Annotated in this window: 15 protein-coding genes; 2 read left to right on the top strand and 13 right to left on the bottom strand. The window is 54.9% G+C overall.

Annotated elements, in window-relative coordinates:
• Positions 1-2: 2 nt before the first annotated feature.
• On the bottom strand, positions 3-1,850 hold the full coding sequence (locus B5D61_RS09535) for an efflux RND transporter periplasmic adaptor subunit (RefSeq protein ID WP_078813113.1): 1,848 nt from the start codon (positions 1,848-1,850) through the stop codon (positions 3-5).
• On the bottom strand, positions 1,847-3,535 hold the full coding sequence (locus B5D61_RS09530; protein WP_176159327.1) for a TolC family protein: 1,689 nt from the start codon (positions 3,533-3,535) through the stop codon (positions 1,847-1,849). The genes B5D61_RS09535 and B5D61_RS09530 overlap by 4 nt, the downstream gene beginning before the upstream one ends.
• Before the next feature lie 261 nt (positions 3,536-3,796).
• Here B5D61_RS09530 and B5D61_RS09525 point away from each other — a divergent pair, with 261 nt between their 5' ends.
• Positions 3,797-4,471: a sigma-70 family RNA polymerase sigma factor gene (locus B5D61_RS09525; RefSeq protein WP_078813111.1), complete on the top strand. Its 675-nt coding sequence runs from the start codon at positions 3,797-3,799 to the stop codon at positions 4,469-4,471.
• 77 nt (positions 4,472-4,548) lie between these two features.
• Here B5D61_RS09525 and B5D61_RS09520 read toward each other — a convergent pair whose 3' ends face one another.
• From B5D61_RS09520 to B5D61_RS09490, 7 genes are all read right to left on the bottom strand, one after another.
• Positions 4,549-4,998 carry a DUF305 domain-containing protein gene (locus tag B5D61_RS09520; RefSeq protein ID WP_078813110.1) on the bottom strand — a complete coding sequence of 150 codons (450 nt, stop codon included), beginning with the start codon at positions 4,996-4,998 and terminating at the stop codon, positions 4,549-4,551.
• A 225-nt stretch (positions 4,999-5,223) separates the two neighbouring features.
• Positions 5,224-5,877, bottom strand: coding sequence for an endonuclease III (gene nth / locus B5D61_RS09515; RefSeq protein ID WP_078813109.1), 654 nt, complete (start codon positions 5,875-5,877; stop codon positions 5,224-5,226).
• 36 nt (positions 5,878-5,913) lie between these two features.
• Positions 5,914-6,408 carry a 3D domain-containing protein gene (locus tag B5D61_RS09510; RefSeq protein ID WP_078813108.1) on the bottom strand — a complete coding sequence of 165 codons (495 nt, stop codon included), beginning with the start codon at positions 6,406-6,408 and terminating at the stop codon, positions 5,914-5,916.
• Between the two features lie 109 nt (positions 6,409-6,517).
• Positions 6,518-7,867: an SBBP repeat-containing protein gene (locus B5D61_RS09505; RefSeq protein WP_078813107.1), complete on the bottom strand. Its 1,350-nt coding sequence runs from the start codon at positions 7,865-7,867 to the stop codon at positions 6,518-6,520.
• An 87-nt stretch (positions 7,868-7,954) separates the two neighbouring features.
• The gene (locus B5D61_RS09500) at positions 7,955-8,761 is read right to left on the bottom strand and encodes a fumarylacetoacetate hydrolase family protein (protein ID WP_078813106.1); all 807 of its coding nucleotides are present in this window, start codon (positions 8,759-8,761) and stop codon (positions 7,955-7,957) included.
• Positions 8,762-8,803: 42 nt separating this feature from the next.
• Positions 8,804-9,568 carry a phosphoribosylformimino-5-aminoimidazole carboxamide ribotide isomerase gene (gene hisA / locus B5D61_RS09495; RefSeq protein WP_078813105.1) on the bottom strand — a complete coding sequence of 255 codons (765 nt, stop codon included), beginning with the start codon at positions 9,566-9,568 and terminating at the stop codon, positions 8,804-8,806.
• Positions 9,569-9,640: 72 nt separating this feature from the next.
• Complete coding sequence (locus B5D61_RS09490) at positions 9,641-11,785, bottom strand: choice-of-anchor D domain-containing protein (protein ID WP_139373161.1); 2,145 nt, start codon at positions 11,783-11,785, stop codon at positions 9,641-9,643.
• A 98-nt stretch (positions 11,786-11,883) separates the two neighbouring features.
• Here B5D61_RS09490 and rsfS point away from each other — a divergent pair, with 98 nt between their 5' ends.
• Positions 11,884-12,360 (top strand): ribosome silencing factor, encoded by a 477-nt coding sequence (gene rsfS, locus B5D61_RS09485; RefSeq protein ID WP_078813103.1) that lies wholly within the window; start codon positions 11,884-11,886, stop codon positions 12,358-12,360.
• 112 nt (positions 12,361-12,472) lie between these two features.
• On the opposite strand, the gene B5D61_RS09480 is transcribed toward rsfS, so the two are convergent.
• The 4 genes from B5D61_RS09480 to ruvB all read right to left on the bottom strand — a co-directional run bounded on the left by B5D61_RS09480 (position 12,473) and on the right by ruvB (position 17,052).
• Positions 12,473-13,144 (bottom strand): hypothetical protein, encoded by a 672-nt coding sequence (locus B5D61_RS09480; protein ID WP_078813102.1) that lies wholly within the window; start codon positions 13,142-13,144, stop codon positions 12,473-12,475.
• Positions 13,141-14,028: a ParA family protein gene (locus tag B5D61_RS09475; protein ID WP_078813101.1), complete on the bottom strand. Its 888-nt coding sequence runs from the start codon at positions 14,026-14,028 to the stop codon at positions 13,141-13,143. Before B5D61_RS09475 ends, B5D61_RS09480 begins: the two co-directional genes overlap by 4 nt.
• Before the next feature lie 97 nt (positions 14,029-14,125).
• Positions 14,126-15,946, bottom strand: a complete 1,821-nt coding sequence (gene glsA, locus B5D61_RS09470) for a glutaminase A (RefSeq protein WP_078813100.1) — start codon at positions 15,944-15,946, stop codon at positions 14,126-14,128.
• A gap of 101 nt (positions 15,947-16,047) precedes the next feature.
• Positions 16,048-17,052, bottom strand: coding sequence for a Holliday junction branch migration DNA helicase RuvB (ruvB, locus tag B5D61_RS09465; RefSeq protein WP_078813099.1), 1,005 nt, complete (start codon positions 17,050-17,052; stop codon positions 16,048-16,050).
• Positions 17,053-17,073 lie beyond the last annotated feature (21 nt).

The raw sequence follows: 17,073 nt of genomic DNA, 5'->3' as shown, positions 1-17,073 counted from the left end.
GATTATTTAACGACAGCCGCCACGTCTTTTTCCTTGGGCTTAGGCTTGCCTTGTCCCTTGGGTTTGCCACCACCTGCAGGTGCAGGAACAGACTCCTCCGGCATACCGGGGAGGCCCCCTCCCTTATTCTCAGGCACTAGCTTCTTCGGCAGAGCTAAGGCGACCAGTTCACCGAGCTGCAAGCCCTGGCGCACCTCGATGAATTCATCATTAAACAAGCCGGTCTGCACAGAGCGGCGCTCAAGCCCGCCACCGGAAGTGACATAGCAGAAGTGATGATCGTTTTCGACCTCGATGCTCTGGACGGGCACAAACATAACGTCTGCCAGTTGATCCACCAAGATCTCCACCTTGGCATTCATTCCAGGCTTCAACCAAGGATGCGTGCCCAGGATGTGGACGGAGGCGGGATACACTTTCAGGTTAGGCGTGTAGCGGCTGCTTGAGGAGTCTGGCAGCACAGCCAACTCCGCAACACGGCCTTCCAAGACCACGCCTGGCTCAGCATCCACACGAATAAGGGCCGGCTGGCCCACATGCACCTTCTTCACCTGGGACTCATGAATGTTCACATGCACGCCCATCTGCGACATGTTTGGAATGGTCAGCACCGTCTGGCGGTAGCGCACATTGGTGCCTTCTTCGATGGATTCGTTGTAACGTGAGGAGGCGCTGGCGTTAAGATCGCCATAAGCTACCAAACCTGGCTGCACGGCCCGGATCATGCAGGCCTTAAGCTGACGATCCAGATCTTCTTTCTTGGCCAGTTCCATTTCATACCGGCGCTTGGCCGTTGCAAAGCGAGTTTCGGCCTGAGCCATCTTCGAGCGGTTTGCGCGGATTGTCCGCTGGAGCTTGGTCAGACTCTCACGATAGGCGGAAAGCAACTGAGCGCACTGTTTCGAGAAGGTGTATTTCTTGAACAAGTCGAGTTCAGTCTCCGCTGTCTTCACTGCCAGAGTCGCTTTCTCATAAGTCACTTGATCATTTTCAAGCTGAGTCTTGGAAATAAAGTCTCGAGCGGCCAAGCGCTGAGATGCCTCTACTTTTTGTTTGGACACCGCCAATTCAGATTTTTTCAGCAGTAATTCATCCTCGAGCTGACGCAGCTTTTGTTGGGCCTCGCCATCCCCATTGCTTAAATTGTCTAAAAAGGGAGCGAAATCTAGGCGGCCGTTGTTGGTGCTCGTTGCCGCTTTGGATTCCGTCGCTTCTTCCACCTCGTCTTTCTTTTTGTCAGTGGTCAGCAACGCCACATTATTGCCCGCCTCAAGCTGAGCATTGGCTTGAGATTCCAGTGTATCGGCAAACTGGTCAAACTCAGCCACGTCCTTGGGTAGGCCGCTGGAAGCCAGAATATTCACGGTCAGTTCCCGGCCCAGATACTTATCAAAGTCCATCAAGGCAAAGAGCACGGTTTCTTTCATGTCTCGAACGAGACTCTGATTCTCACTGCGCTGAATCTCACGACCTTCGTCCGCATCGATGTATTGAGCGACGGTTGTTTGAAACTGGATTTCATGGTCCTGAATCCGGGTTTTGAGATCCGAGTTATCCAGTTCGACCAAAACCTTTCCATCTTTGATATCTTCCTCGGTTACGAGGTAACCTTCAGGGATGATGCTGAGAATCTTGGTCGGTGTTTCAATTTCCGACTTCACCTCGAAGTTCTGTAGCGCGCGGATTTCGCCGCCTTGGAGCACGTTGATGTGAAGAGCACCCTTCTGCACACTGAACGTAGGCACGTCCTCGCCCTGCCCGGCGGATCCAGACATCAGGTAGCCGCTTGCGGCAATGATAGCCACGGCTGCACCGCCATAGATCAAGAATTTAGACTTCACCATTTTCATGACTCCCCTTTCGGTTTTTCCTTGTTCAATACGTCCACCCACGAGCCGTCTTTCTCGATATAGAGCACTCCCATGTCACTCCAGAGTTGGAGACGGGCGATGACGTGGTCAATCAACGTGGAAACGACAAGGTCGCGAGCCGTGATCAGACGGTCTTGGGATTCCACAATGTCACGGGCAGTGCCGCGACCTTCTTCCATCAAAGCCTCTTCGATTTCCAGACGCTTACTGGCAAGCTCCAACCCTCTTTGAGCAAGCTCATACTGCTGTCTTGCCACTTGAAGACCACGCCAGTCACTCCGAATCGTTGACCGGAGTTGTTCCTCTGCGAGTTCCAGCTCTCGTTCAGCTCGTTGTTCAGAGATTTGGGCACTACGCAGGCTGTTTCGCTCAGGCTTCGTATTGAGATTCAGATCCACATCCAGTCCTGCACTGAAACGACGCTGTTTGGGATTGAGTTCCAAGCCGGGATTGTTCGCAGGGGTGCCCATTTGATATCCCGCCAAAGCATTCACCGTGGGTAACGTATTTTGATGAGCGATCTTTACCCGGCGCACATTGTCCTGCACACGGTCACGTTCGTTGTAGAGATCCAGACGGGTAATCAAAGCTGTGTCCATGGCCTGATCCAGGCTGCCCTGCGGGTCCACGACATGAAGTTTACTCAATTCATCCTTGGCCAAAATGAGGCGCTGATCCACAGGCAGACCTAACACGATTTTCAGATCATCCAATTGCTCTTCATAGTTACGCACCGCATTGATCCAGTTACGCTCATAAGTGATCTGGCTCTGCTGAATCTGCTTCAGACTGGATTGAGTGCGAAGGTCCGCTTCTGCCAGGGCTGACTCACGTTCAATGGAAGCCAGGGACTGTTTGTAAGCCACAAACCGGTTACGCGCGGCCTCGCGTGCCTGCAGCACTCGGAAATACTGGGTGGCCACATTCACAGTGAAGTCTTTCCGATACTGAGTGAAATCCCGAATCACATACAGCACGTCGCGTTCGTCCTGCCGGAGCGGCTCAGATGCCGCCAAGACCCCAGCCCCACGCAGCAGCGGCTGGCTGATCGAAACTGCTGCACGGGAATCGCTCAAACCTCGCACACCACCTGTAAAAAAGCGTGTGAAGTCAGTGGTCAAATCCATTGCCACTCGAGCACCGGTCTTCATTAAATAATCGAAGGTTAGGGCTCCATCGGTGGCCAAGGTCGAAGTACGAACCAGATTGTTCACCCCAGTCTTCACCTGATTTTCCGTGTAAAAGACCCCGCCACCACCATCCACAATCGGCCCGAACTGCTGCCGAGTCAGAGTCAGATCCAGAGCGCTGAGATAAACTGTTTCCTTACGCGCCAAGTAGCCGCGGTTGCGATGCACCGCAAAATCCAAGGCATCCGCCAGACTGATGACCCGTGCGTTTTTCTCGATGAAGGCACGCTTACCCAGGAAATCTGCCGTTTCCGAGCTCTTGATCAGAACCTCCAGCTTCACCGGTTGCGGCGGAGTGATGTCGAGCAGCGTATCATCCTCAGCGCCAGCGACAGCCTGAGACTTCTTGCCAATAATGCCAAACACCTCACGATCCGCCCACTTTTTATAAAACCCCTGACTGCACCCTGATAACACGCACAAGCTCAGCGAGACGGCTGCATGCAGCGGACGTGGAGCAACGCGGAAAAACATGGAAAAAGGCATAATGAAAGGAACCTCCGCCCTGAGTGGTTGTTAGGGGGATGGACATTGATTGGGGGGAGATAGCGTTACGCTGGAAACGGCCATTTCTATCAACAATGCCTAATTATCGCGAAGAAAACTTACCCCCGACGCAAATCCTTTTGCCACCAATCCTCATCCTTTTATTCAGTCCCAGCCTCCTCACCTCTTCCTTATTCTAAATAGGCGTTGCCTCTGTCCACCAACGTCATAAACTCATCTCAGCAGCTCATGGAGGATCCGATTCCCAAAGAAATCACCGAAGAAATGCTCAAAGAGGCGTCCGGCTCTCCAGCCACACGCAAGACCCTCATTGAGCGACTGGACAATTGGAGTGATTGGTCCAGTTGGGACGAATTCTATCGCACCTACTCCGGCTTCGTTTTCCACGTCGCCCGGAAGTCGGGCTTAAGCGACGATGAAGCCAATGATGTCGTCCAGGAGACCTTCATCGGCGTGGCCAAAAACCTCCAGAAGAAGAAGTTCGACACCAGTCTCGGCTCCTTCAAATCCTTCCTGCTCAACCAAGCCCGCTGGCGCATTCTTGACCAATTTCGCCGCCGCAAGAAGCAGCAAAGCCGCGAGGCCAATCTCTATGGGGATGAAACGGACGAGCGCCGCACCGCACCCATCGACCGCTGTGCCGACCCCAATGGGATGACCCTCGAAAAGCTCTGGGATAAGGAGTGGCAGGACAAAATCATGGACATTGCCCTGCGCCGGGTGAAGGCCTTAGTCTCCCCCCGCCAATATCAGATCTTCTCCTGCTATGTGCTCAAAGGATGGGACCCCGAGCGCGTGAAGAAGGAACTCGGCGTCAATGCAGCTCAGGTCTATCTGGCCAAGCATCGAGTCGGCCGCATCCTCAAGCGCGAAGCCGCCAAGCTGGCAGAAGAGGAAGGTTGAGCTTAACAAAAAGTGCTCACCATCAAGCTCTGCAGCATCCATGCTTATTCCGATGATTGATTGATATCTGAATCCATTCAGTCCTTCTTCAATTCTTCAATCAGCGCCTTCATCTCAGCAATTTCTCGACGCTGAGTTTCAATGATTCCATCCGCGAGTTGACGAACACGGGGATCGACGATGTGAGCCCGCTCACTGGTGAGAATAGCAATCGAATGATGGGGGATCATCGCTCTCATGTAGGAGACGTCAGCAACTGAGGCTTGGCTTCGCACCAGCCAAAGCGCGACAACAAAGACGAGTCCACTACTGATAAATCTCCCTGCGTTTATCGTCCGACTCGGATACATCGGCAACATAAAAGCGAGCATAAGCATCGCCATCGAAGCCCCCATCACGAGAGCCATGTAGGCCCGTGTCTCACTGAAAAAGACATGCTCAACTGCAAAGGTATTGAGATACATCAACCCAAACATCACGATGGTTGAAGTGGTGATCATAACAGCGAACTTAGTGTAGTGATTCATGGCTAGATCATTGACCTTTTAGTTAGACTCTGATGCACAAATCAATCGCTGAGTCGTAATCAAAATACCATTGATTAACGGCTGAGGCGTTTTCACTAGCGTTCGCTCCCAACCGTAAGACCGGTTGTATAAATGAACCGGCTGGACGTGTTACGCCAGGACACCGCACATCAGAAACATCCCCTTCTCCAACGAGCGCCCCGGCTCTCCTCTACCGTGCACCCATTAAGCCTTTCGTGTCTTTAAAGCGCGTTTACGCTCGGGGAATAGGGTGGTGCAGATCTCACAGACAGTTCCATCACAGCCTCGGGCCGAGCAGTGCTCTCGGCCATAGTAGATGATTTGCAGGTGCAGCTTGTTCCAACTGGAAGTCGGAAACAGACGCTTCAAATCGCGCTCTGTCTGGGCGACGTTTTTTCCCTCCGTCAGCTTCCACCGCTGGGCGAGGCGATGGATGTGCGTATCCACCGGAAAGGACGGCACGCCAAAGGACTGGGCCATGACGACCTGGGCGGTTTTATGCCCCACCCCGGGAAGCTGCTCAAGGAGTTCGAGATCGGCTGGCACTTGGCCGCCAAATTTTTCCGCCAGGATCTCGGAGAGTTTCTGGATCGCTTTGGCTTTCTGAGGCCCCAGACCACAGGGTTTAACGATCTTCTCGATTTCGGGCACCGGCACCTGAGCCATCTGTTCCGGCGTCTTCGCCAGAGCCCAGAGCTTCGGCGTGACCAAGTTTACACGAGCATCCGTGCACTGCGCCGAAAGGAGGACAGCCACCAGTAGGCTGTAGGCATCCGTATGATCCAGCGGGATGGGCGGATGCGGATAAAGTTGCTCCAAGCGCTGGAGCACATAGGCGGCACGTTCAGCCTTGGTCACGTTCAGGAACTCTGGAAAAGATGCACGACCCCAGAACTAGCTGCGCTCAAGACGCTGCACCATCTTGCGGACGTGATCGTATTTCTGGCGCTCTTTCATGATAGCCAAGCTCTTGGAGCGCGATCCCCAGCGCAGGACGCGGATGTTCACGTTGCGCACGCCCCAGGCATTCATGTGGGCCTTGGTCGGCTGGTAGATATCAATCGTATTGGTTCCCACAAGCGCTGAACCATAGTCATCCACCTGATAGATGTAAGGAGTGCCTTCAATCTGGAAGATGGTGCCCACTGGATAGACGGACCAGTCAGCAGCGGCACTGCGCACGAGGCTGCCATATCGCAACTGCGTGCCTACGGCGGTGCGTGCGCCATACTGGATATGGTCTGACTCGCTATGAGTGTAGGCGGTCGTGCGCACGGACGTGATTCGAGTCCCCTTTTTGGAGAGCAGGTTCCGATTACTGCTACTGGATGAGCAGGAGCACAGGAGCGCTGCGGCGACAACGAGGAGGCAGGAAGTGGCTTTAATCATCTTTTAAGGACTCTTAACATTCAAGCAACCGCTGAATTGCCTGTTATGGTGAGGCATTTGCCACTTAAAATCAATCACGTATTTTCCTCACCCCGGCTGGGCAAGACCTTCAGGGTAGCGAAAGCTTGGCCCCATAAGCCTCGGCGGCGGCTGGCGAATCCATGATTTTTTTGCCAAATGGAGCTCCTGCTGCACAGGCACCGCCTAAATAGAGGGCTTGGGGAGTGGCAAATAAGGTGTAGGCATTGTCCCCCTTCGGCCCACCCAAGGTGGTCAGCCAAGCCGTCTTTCCCTGCGGGTCAAAGGCGGCAACATAGATGTCTGTCGCGCCCTGGCTAACGAGTTTTTTTCCCACGACACTGGCCTCGGCACTGAACTCTCCCGTCAGATACACCTGCCCTTCGGCACTCTGAGCCACGCCGAGGCAGTAATCCACTCCGGGACCTTGGAGGGCATGAACCCAATCGGGCTCCCCCTGCTCAGTGAAATGAACCACGAATCCGTCGTTGTCCTTGTCGCCCGTGGTTGTGAAGGTCTGCCCAAGCACGGTCACGCTTCCTTTGAACATACCCGCTCCGACGGCGTGCCCCTGGGCATCCACACTGATTTCGTGGAAACCGGCACTGGGTTGCCCTGGAATGAGCTTCGCCCACCGTGGCTCACCCTCGGGAGACACTTTTAGGACGAGCGCCGCCTGTCCTCCAGCCGCTGAGAGGCTGATGGCACCCGCTTGCCCGGTTCCACTTCCACTGCCTCCGATGTAGAGACAGTCTTGCGCATCGACGGCAATGCCGTGACCACTGCCGCTGAATTTGCCAGATGTCGTTTTGACCCAGCGGAGTTTTCCTTCGGGTGAGTATTTGGCCCAAAAGATGGCGCGCGCTGTCGAATCGGCATTGACGGCCGCATCGCCAAATTGACCCGCGCCTGCAATCGCCCCGGTCACCACCACATCCCCGTGGCTGTCCAGAGCAATGCCGTGACCGTAGTCATAGCCAGTGCCACCCGCTGTGTGAATCCACAGCAACTGACCGTCGGCATCATACTTGGCCACGAAGATGTCGTAGTCACCGGCATTCGCCAAGGTCTTGCCCAGAGCTTGGGCATCGGTGCTCTGGTAATGCCCCGTGACGTAGGCGCATCCTGTGGCATCAGCCACCACGCCATACCCACGATCGACGAGGGAACCACCCAAACTCCGCACCCACAGCACCCGACCCGCCGAGTCCACTTTCGTCAGGAAAAAGTCCGTGCTGCCGAGGTCTGGCCGTAACTGATCTCCGAAAGTCCCAGCCCCGGTGGTTTCTCCAGCTAGAAAAACATTCCCCTGAGGATCTGCGGCGATGGCACGCGTCTTGTCATTTTTGGCTCCACCTCCGAAGGCGAGCCAATCAAAAGCGGGCTCAGCGGCTTGAAGGGTGCAGATGATGAAAAGGGGAAACAGGCTGCGTAAAAACATGCGGCTTCATACGCAGCCAGGGGACGCGATTGTGTGACCAAGACACGTATGCATGTGACAACACATGAGACGCGTCGCTAGGACACTTTAGGCCACCTCTTCCTCAACAGGGTTGGTCAGGGTGCCGATCCCTTCGATCTCGACGGAGACGCTGTCACCGGCTTTCATCCAGAGAGGGGGCTTGCGGGCCATGCCCACTCCGTGCGGCGTGCCGGTGAGAATCACCGTCCCTGGAAGCAAGGTCGTGCTGGCGCTGAGGAAAGCGATGATGGTCGGTACATCAAAGATCATATCATTGGTGTTCCAATCTTGCACGGCCTCTCCATTCAGGATCGTCTTGATCCCCAGAGCATTCGGGTTGGCGATCTCATCGCGAGTCACCAGCACGGGTCCCAGCGGGCAAAAGGTGTCGAAGGTCTTGCCACGGCACCACTGGCCACCGCCCCCATTCTTCTGCCAATCCCGAGCGCTGACGTCATTGGCGCAGGTGTAACCCAGCACATAATCCAGCGCCTTTTCCTTGCTCACGTTTTTGGCGGTCTTGCCGATGACCACCGCCAGTTCGCATTCATAATCCACCTGATCACTCCGCAGCACGCGTGGCAGCAGAATCGCATCACCAGGATTCTGGACAGCGCCTGGACTCTTCATGAACAGTACCGGATTCTCAGGGATCGCTGCACCACTCTCTTCCGCGTGGAATTTGTAATTCAGGCCGATGCACAGGATGGCGGTCGGTTGCACCGGAGCTAAAATCTTTGCCACACCTGCCACCGCATCAGTGACTTCAAAACTGCCAAAGATATCTCCCTGGATGACCTTGGCCGAACCATCGGCTTGTTGAGCAGCATAACCGATCTGACCGGAGGAATCTGAATAACGAATGATTTTCATGAGGCAAAAGTGGAGAAGTCTATACGCGGTAGAAAAGAGAGTTTAACGACGATTAAAGGCGACACAGTCGGCATAACGTGCGCCCGAGCCGCCGAACATATCCAGGGCACTGCCGATGGTGCCATCCACACGTCCGTGACTCAGAACGTCCAAGCGGCGCAGATCATCCAGATGGCGGATGCCCCCGGCGTAGGTCATCGGGATGGAGCTGTGCTGGCCAAGAAACACGACGAGGGCTTCATCCATGCCTTCGCACTTACCCTCCACATCCACGGCGTGAATAAGAAACTCCGCACAGTGCTCTGCCAGATATTTCAGAGTCTCGGGGGTAACATGCAGGTCCGTCAGCGTCTGCCAGCGATTCATGGCCACCGTCCAGCCGCTGGCAGTCGCCTTGCAGCTCAGATCAATGACGAGGCGATCCTTACCCGCCGCCGCCACCATTTTTTGCAAACGCGTCTCGGAGAAGGTGCCATCGGTCTCAAAGAGGTAGCTGGTCACGATGACGTGACTGGCCCCCGCCTCCAGATATTCCGCCGCGTTGCAGGGTCGGATGCCCCCCCCCACTTGAAGCCCTTGCGGATAGGCGGAGAGAGCACTCTTAGCCGCCTCTTCGTTGCCAGGCCCTAACAAGATCACGTGCCCGCCTGTGAGCCCGTCTTCCTGATACTGGCGAGCATACCAGGCCGAATCTCGGTCACTGACGAAATTGGTTTTCAGCCCGCTACCGGAGTCACTCAGGCTTGAGCCCACGATTTGTTTCACACGGCCGTCGTGGAGATCAATGCAGGGGCGAAAACGGGTCATGAGCGGTTGGAGGAGGTCGAGGTAAAGACACTTCAGCAAGTCGTCAAGACCCGATCCTGGACAAGTGTGATGCTAATGTGCCTCTAACCTGAAGAATTGAGTCTTCTCTGGCGCATCCAACTGAAACTCCAGCTTACCCTCAGCGGTAAAAGTGGCCATTGGAGCTGTTAGAAACACATCTTCATAGGACACTAGATCCGTTGATTTTTTCAGGCCAATCGAAAATGAAAAACTCTGGGTCGCGGCATTTCGCTGAACCAAGCGCGCGCCGATGTTTAAAGTTTGCACCTGATCTGCGGTATAGAGCCCTGCTTTGCTAGCATGATCAAACAAAGTAGCGACCAACTCTCCCTGAGAGATCTGCCAATCGAAGCCGAGCGCTGCCATTTGCAGCTCAGAGGCGTCGTTAAGTCCATCACCATCGCTGTCGGTATCGAATGATAAGACTTGCCCGGTCAGATGGATATCAAAGGCATCTTGTGAAGCATTGCTCACTATACGAAGGGAACCGACTTGGTCTCCAACCTCTGAACCCGTCAAGATTACAGCCACTTGCATATTTTCACCTGCTTGCAGAGTCGTCGCCGGAGTTCCTTTGATAGAAAAACCTGAAGAAGGCAGGCCGACCAACGAGAAACTCAAGCCCTCCAAGGCCACTGCACCCGTATTTTTCAGCGTAAACTCTCTGGTGGCTGACGAGTCTGGAGCGACCGGACCGAAGTTCACGCTCGACGTGATGTTTTCGAGAGCCTGCCCGGCTGGCTGTTCGACCACCATGGTCCGATGATATCCTTTGAGAGATTCCACCCACCAAGAACTGCCGGAAAATCGCCCGCCCGTAACAATCCCACGTGCTCGAATATATCCGCCATCCGGCAAATTGAGATTCGTCATCTGCCATCCGCCACTGATGCGCTCTCCTTTACCCAGAAGCACCCACTGGGTGCCGCCATCCATCGATACCTCAAACTCAGTCCAGTTGACTTCAGGTGACGATCCTCCGCGGAGCCATTGAATCTCATTCCCACTAATGACCGCAAGCTGATCATCAGCCGCATCATTAGTTAGCCGGGCAATTGAGTTTCTAGGCTCACTTCCGACCATAGAGAAAACACCTCCGACCAATAGACGGCCATCTTTCTGCAACATCAAAGAATGGACATTGCTGTTCACATTCGGGTCGAACGATGAGTCTAGCGAACCGTCCGAATTTAATCGAGCCAACCGATTGCGAGGCGAGCCCTGAACACTTGTGAATTGTCCACCGATGATTATCTTTCCATTGGCCTGTAACACCATGGAATTGATGAGTCCATTCAGTGCTGGGTTCGGAAAAGAGGTGTCTAGACTGCCGTCTGTATTGAGTCGTGCCAGTTGCTGCCTTGTCACTCCCCCAACAGAGGTGAAGTTTCCTCCCAGAAGAATTTTGCCGTCGGGCTGCAAAAGCAAGGCGTAGGCCGAACCATTGGCTGTGCCCAGAAATGAGTCATCAAGCGAACCATCGGCATTCAATCGCGCGATGCGAGTTTTGCTCGTCCCGCCAATCGTTGTGAACGATCCTGCTATGATGATTTTCCCCTCGGGAGTCACTGCTACCGTGCGAACGACATCGTTGGCATCTGGGTTGAATACAGTGTCCAGTTCACCTCCTGCATTGACCCGTGCGATGTAGTTGCGTGTAGCTCCCATAAGCTGGGTAAAAAAGCCTCCAACGATGATTCCTCCGTCCGCCTGAGGCACCGCGACCTCAACACTTTGATTGCTTTGGAAATTAAACCCGCTTCCCAACACGCCGTCTTGGCTCAGCAGAGCTCCACTACCACGAGCTTGTCCGTTGACGGTATTAAAATAGCCTGACAAAAGGAGCTTACGATCAGCCTGTTGATTCAATCCATACACGACACTACTGACCGAGCCCGGAAAGCTTGGATCTAAAAGACCATTCGACAGCAAGCGCGTAAGTCTGGAAAGTGACTGTCCTCCCACCGAGGTAAAGTTGCCTCCGATCACGATTCTATCATCAGGCTGGATCGAGAAGGCATAGACGTTGTTATTAGCGTCGGGATTAAAGTTCGGATCTACCTCCCCAGCAGCCCAAACCGTGTTCGTTAGCCACAGCAATGAGCACCAAAAGCTCCAACGAACGAGCCAAGCTTTTTTGGACGGGGGGAATACCAGCATATCAGTGAAAAGACTTAGAATAAGGTTTTTGCGCAAGAAGAAACTCGTAATATCTCCAGAAACCAAAGCCTGTGCTTGAGTGCTTGCTTTCCAGCTAAAAGTGGCGTTCAGAGTAGGTTGCTAAGAATACAACCATGGAATCCATCGAGATCGCACGCCTGTGCGCCAAATATGCAGATGATAAGAAGGCGGAGAATATCATGCTCCTAGATCTGCGCGGCCTTTCGCCGGTAACGGACTTTTTCGTCATCGCCACCGCGTCATCAAACCCTCAATTGCGCGCCGTTCGCGATGAGATCGTCGAGCAACTGCGCGAAGAACATGGTGAAAAACCCCTCTTCAGCGATGGCACTTACGAAAGCCAGTGGCTGATCGTCAACTTCCCCAACGTGCTGGTGCACATTCTCTCTCCTGAGAAGCGTGAATACTACGCCCTCGAAGAGCTGTGGGGTGATGCGCCGAAACTGGACTGGAACGACACCGCTCCTATTGCAGATCCCACACCGCGTGCGCCGAAGAAAAAGCCCGCCAAGAAAACAGCCGCTAAAAAGACAGCCAAAAAGGCCCCAGCCAAGAAAGCGGCTAAAAAAGCCGCCAAGAAGAGCAAGTAAGTCTCTGGTTGCTCATCTCACTCCTCAAGACCCTCGACTTAAAACCGAGGGCCTTTTGATTGAGTGCCTTGGCGAGGAGGTGGCTCGTGAGTGGCCGACGCGACCCTTCCGCCTACACCCTGGTATTGCGATGAAACTGCAGTGCGGCACGATGCACTTTTTTGAGAGTGACGGAAGAAAGTTTGGCTGTCAGCTTGAAACCCAGAAGCCCAGCCGCACGCTGCAAAAGCGACAAGTCTGTCTTTTTAGCCAGAGCCAGGAACTCATCTTCGGGCAGCCCCCCCAACTGATGCAGAAGGTCACGTGCATCCGTATCCTGGATCAGGTTAGTTTGAGGTTTGGCTTCGACTGGACGTTGCGACGCAGCCATGGCCGCTTTGACACCGTCTTGTCCAGCTTTGCCCAAACATGAACCCAGCAGGCGAAGATGATGTTCGACACTGTCTTCGCCGGGCTCTGCGGCTAGGCTTTTGCTCTTCGCCCCCAGGGTGCTTTTGCAATAAGCTTCCATGGCACCAGGAGCCTTCGACCAAGCCTCCAGCCAGCTTTGACGGCACGCCAGATAATCGTCCAAGGGGGTTAGAAGGTCGTCGACTTCAAGCTTACTTAGGCGTTCAACTGTGCTTGTAAGCTTGCTCCATTCGGTCTTGATTGCCGCAGGATTCAGCACCGGTCCCAGACGCTCCAGTTGATCCGCTAAGGCGCGGAGTTGGCTAGGCAGTTTTTTCAAACCAGGAAGGGCGGCGGCAGACTTTGCGGCTTTCTTGGGGGGAGAAGTGCTCATGCGTCAGGCTTGGGAAAGCGTTGGAAAAAGGTGATCAAATTTTGGGTGAGGGCGACAAGATCTTTGGTCACTGGATCATAAGGCCGCTCGGTGACAAGGGCTTGCTGAACATTATTGGAATCCGTCACCGCAGAAGCCTCCCGGATCATCGGTTCGAAGACTTGGATATCGAGGTTCTGCAGCTGGCTGTAAACGTCCAAGACTTCACGCATTTCCAGCAAGGCTGCCTGCACAGGCTGGAAGTTTCGATATCGGTTCACAATCACGCCGCCGAGCTTGGCCACGCGATTCGGGGCCGAATCATGGGTGTATTTGCGTAAAAGTTGGTTAATCCATTTGATACCTTCCAGAGCGAGGTAATCAGGCGTGTAAGGCACCAGGATAAAATCCGCTGCACGAAGCGCATTGCGGGTAAAGAGAGACCAAGCTGGCGGGCAATCGATCAGAATATAATCATAGTCCTCTCGGAGAGGTCTGAGCGCCGCCGCTAAGACGCCATCAGCCTGCTTGATGTGGTGTCCCAGAGAGGGCCTTTCCTCCAATTCCAGCATCTGGAAAGACCCCGGAACAAGATCGAGGCGCCCCCCTGTCGTGAGGTTTTCTAAGACACCGGTTTGGATCAAGGATGAGAGGTCGGGTTTACCTCCTTTTTCAAAACTGGTGAAGAGCTTGTGGATCGTGAGGTCGTTTTCGAAAGCTTTTCGATAGCCCTCTCGATTGATCAGCCAAAGAGTGGTGTTGCTCTGTGGATCAAGGTCGATCACTAGCACCCGCCTTCCGGCGAGTTGTTTGTGCATCGCCATGATGGCAGCGATGTTAACCGTGTTGGTGGTTTTGCCGACGCCACCTTTGAAGTTGAGAAATGCGACGATGTGTGAGGGCACGCCTCCAGATTAGGTGGCGTTGTTATGTTGGCAAATTGAATAAGATGCTCGCAGTGCAAGTCGTTCCGGCATCTCAATAAAAAGCATGGGTAGTCGTTCACCCCCGCTGACGAGCACCGTTCTCGATGTTCGCCTGACGCAGACGCGCGGCGATTTCACGGGTCATCTCTTGCAGCAGAGTGATCTTCAGGACGGGATTCCTCTCCGTGAGATCCACAAACCACTGACGGGGCACCACCAAACAGCGCACCTGATCTTGAGCGATCACATCCGCCGAGCGTGGTGAGCCGTCAAGAAACGCCATCTCACCCACGGTCATGCCCGAGGTGAGCACATCCACACGCTTCCGGTTCTGCGCCTCATCGCGGATCTGGACTTCGGCATTACCCGATAAGATCACCATCATCTCGGTCGCAGGTTCACCCGCAGAAATCATGGTTTGGCCGGGCTCATAGACGCGCGGAGCGAGTTCCTGCCGGATCATCGCCAAGTCTTCAGCGTTACAATGCTGGAAGAGCACGCATTGATCCAGAGCCATTGGGCCCAAGGATCGCCAGGTGGCTCCCGTAACCTCCAGCAACAAAGCATCTTCACAGGCCTCAAGAGCCGCGTCCTCGGTGTCATAGATCGCACTGGCTGCGATACCAGCCTCGGTTAGGCTGGCTTTCCAGCGTCCGGTTTGACACAAGACCAAGCGCACCCCGGTCTGAATCAGTTTGGAACGCAGCTCTGAGAGGAGGCGAAGACTCACCGCATCCGCCATCACCACCGCATGCATATCCAGGATGAGGTGCAAACAGCCCGCATCCGCCAACTGAATGGCCTTCCGGATCACGGGTTCCAGCGTGGTGAAGATGAGACCTCCCTGAAGCGCCAGGACCTGGATGCGTGAACCATGACGGCGCAGCGTCTCCCGGGCGGACGGGGGCAGGCGGCGCTTCGCCGTGACTTCGCCACCATGATACGCCACGCGCACGGCTGTGCGCGGTGTGGCCGCAGGATTCAGCATGTGCAGAGCCAGCTCGTGAGACAGGTCCATGCAGACGCGGATGCCGCGCAGGCTGTTGCCTTGGCTATCCAAAGGTGGCGAGAAAACCCCAATGCCCAACTGCCCCGGCAGCACCGCCAGGATGCCGCCACCTACGCCACTCTTGGCAGGCAAACCCACCCGATAAACCCACTCACCCGACCAATCATACATGCCGCAGGTGGCCATAACGCCTAACACGTTATCCACATACTCAGCCGCGATGGCGCGTTTTTGCGTCAGCGGATTCACCCCTTGATTCGCCAAGGTTGCCCCCATGATGGCGAGATCTCGGCAGGTCACTCGGATGGAGCATTGCTGGAAATAGGTTTCCAAGGTTTCATGCGGATCTTCATCAATGATCTCGAAATTTCGCAGCAGCCAACCGATAGCTCGATTGCGGTGACCGGTGTCGCTTTCACTCTGATAAATCGCTTCATCAATGTCCAACTGCCTGCCCGCAAAGCCGCTCAGGTAGGCCAAAATACGCTCAATCCGAGACTGCTCATCCGTCGGTAAGACCTGACCGCAGGTGGCAATGGCTCCGGCATTGATCATCGGATTGAAAGGCGCCCCGGTGCCTTCCTTGAGACTGATCGCATTGAAGGCTTCCCCCGAGGGCTCCACCCCGATCCGAGCCAAGACGTGCTCTTCACCACGATCCTCAAGCGCCAATCCATAGGCCAGAGCTTTGGAGACCGATTGAATGGTGAAACTCTGTCGCGTATCTCCGACTTCATACACATGGCCGTCTCGTGTGGCGATGCAGATGCCAAAATGTCGAGGATCGGCTTTGGACAGTTCCGGGATATAATCGGCCACATGCCCGTCCATGACTGAGGCGTAGCGGGAATGCAGGGTCTTGAGATACTCTTGGATGGGAGAGAGCATAGGTGCGCCCGGTCAAAGCACGAGAAATGCCAGAGCTTAGGATAACTATGGATTTATCTCCATTCCCGACAGGCAGCCCTAAAGAACAGTGGAGTCCCAAGTTAAAACAGCTCAGCTTGACCACTGACAGGCGGCACGAGACCCAGCTTGCGATAGGCGGCAGCCATGGCCACACGGCCACGAGGCGTGCGCTTCACATACCCTTGCATGACAAGATAAGGCTCGTGTACATCCTCAAGCGTGGAGGCATCTTCTCCGACCGCCACGGCCACACTGTTGAGCCCCACTGGGCCACCCTCGAACTTATGAATGAGCGTCTCCAGGAAGCGCTTATCCATCTCGTCCAGGCCCGTTTCATCGATGTCCCGCATGGTGAGTGCATGACTGGCCACCTCCTCCGTGATGATTCCCTGAGACTTCACCTGGGCATAGTCCCGCACCCAGCGCAGCAGGTGATTGGCGATACGCGGAGTGCCTCGGGATCGGCGTGCCACTTCCAGAGCCCCCGCAGGCTCCATCTCCACCTTCATCAGCCGGGCACTGCGCAGGAGGATGTGCTGTAGCTCTTCGGTGTTGTAGTAATCCAGGCGATTCGGAATGCCAAAACGGCTGCGCATGGGAGCCGTCAACATGCCCGCGCGCGTGGTGGCTCCGACCAGTGTGAAAGGCGGCAAATCAATGCGTATGGTTCGGGCCTTGGGCCCTTGATCAATGATGATGTCCAGGCGGAAGTCCTCAATGGCTGGATAGAGATATTCCTCGATGCTGGGATGCAGGCGATGAATCTCATCAATGAAGAGGATATCGCGCTCTTGAAGATTGGTCAGGATACCCGCCAGATCTCCGGCACGCTCGATCTGGGGTCCGCTCGTTGTGTGCAGACGTGATCCCACCGCACTGGCGATCAGGTTGGCCAGCGTCGTTTTCCCCAAGCCCGGCGGGCCGCACAACAGCGTGTGATCCAGCGGCTCATTACGCATCTTTGCCGCCTCGACCATCACCAGGAGGTTTTCCTTCACCTTGGTCTGACCATGAAACTCCTCAAAATCCGCCGGCCGCAGGGCGAGATCAAAGGGAGAGTCGGCTTCGTTCAGAGTGGGGCTCACAGGTCAAAAAAGTGGGTAGGC

Origin of the sequence: Prosthecobacter debontii (genome assembly GCF_900167535.1) — a bacterium.
Taxonomy (GTDB): domain Bacteria; phylum Verrucomicrobiota; class Verrucomicrobiia; order Verrucomicrobiales; family Verrucomicrobiaceae; genus Prosthecobacter; species Prosthecobacter debontii.
Note: the sequence above shows the minus strand (reverse complement) of the source record. Positions and strands in the feature narration are given on the sequence as shown.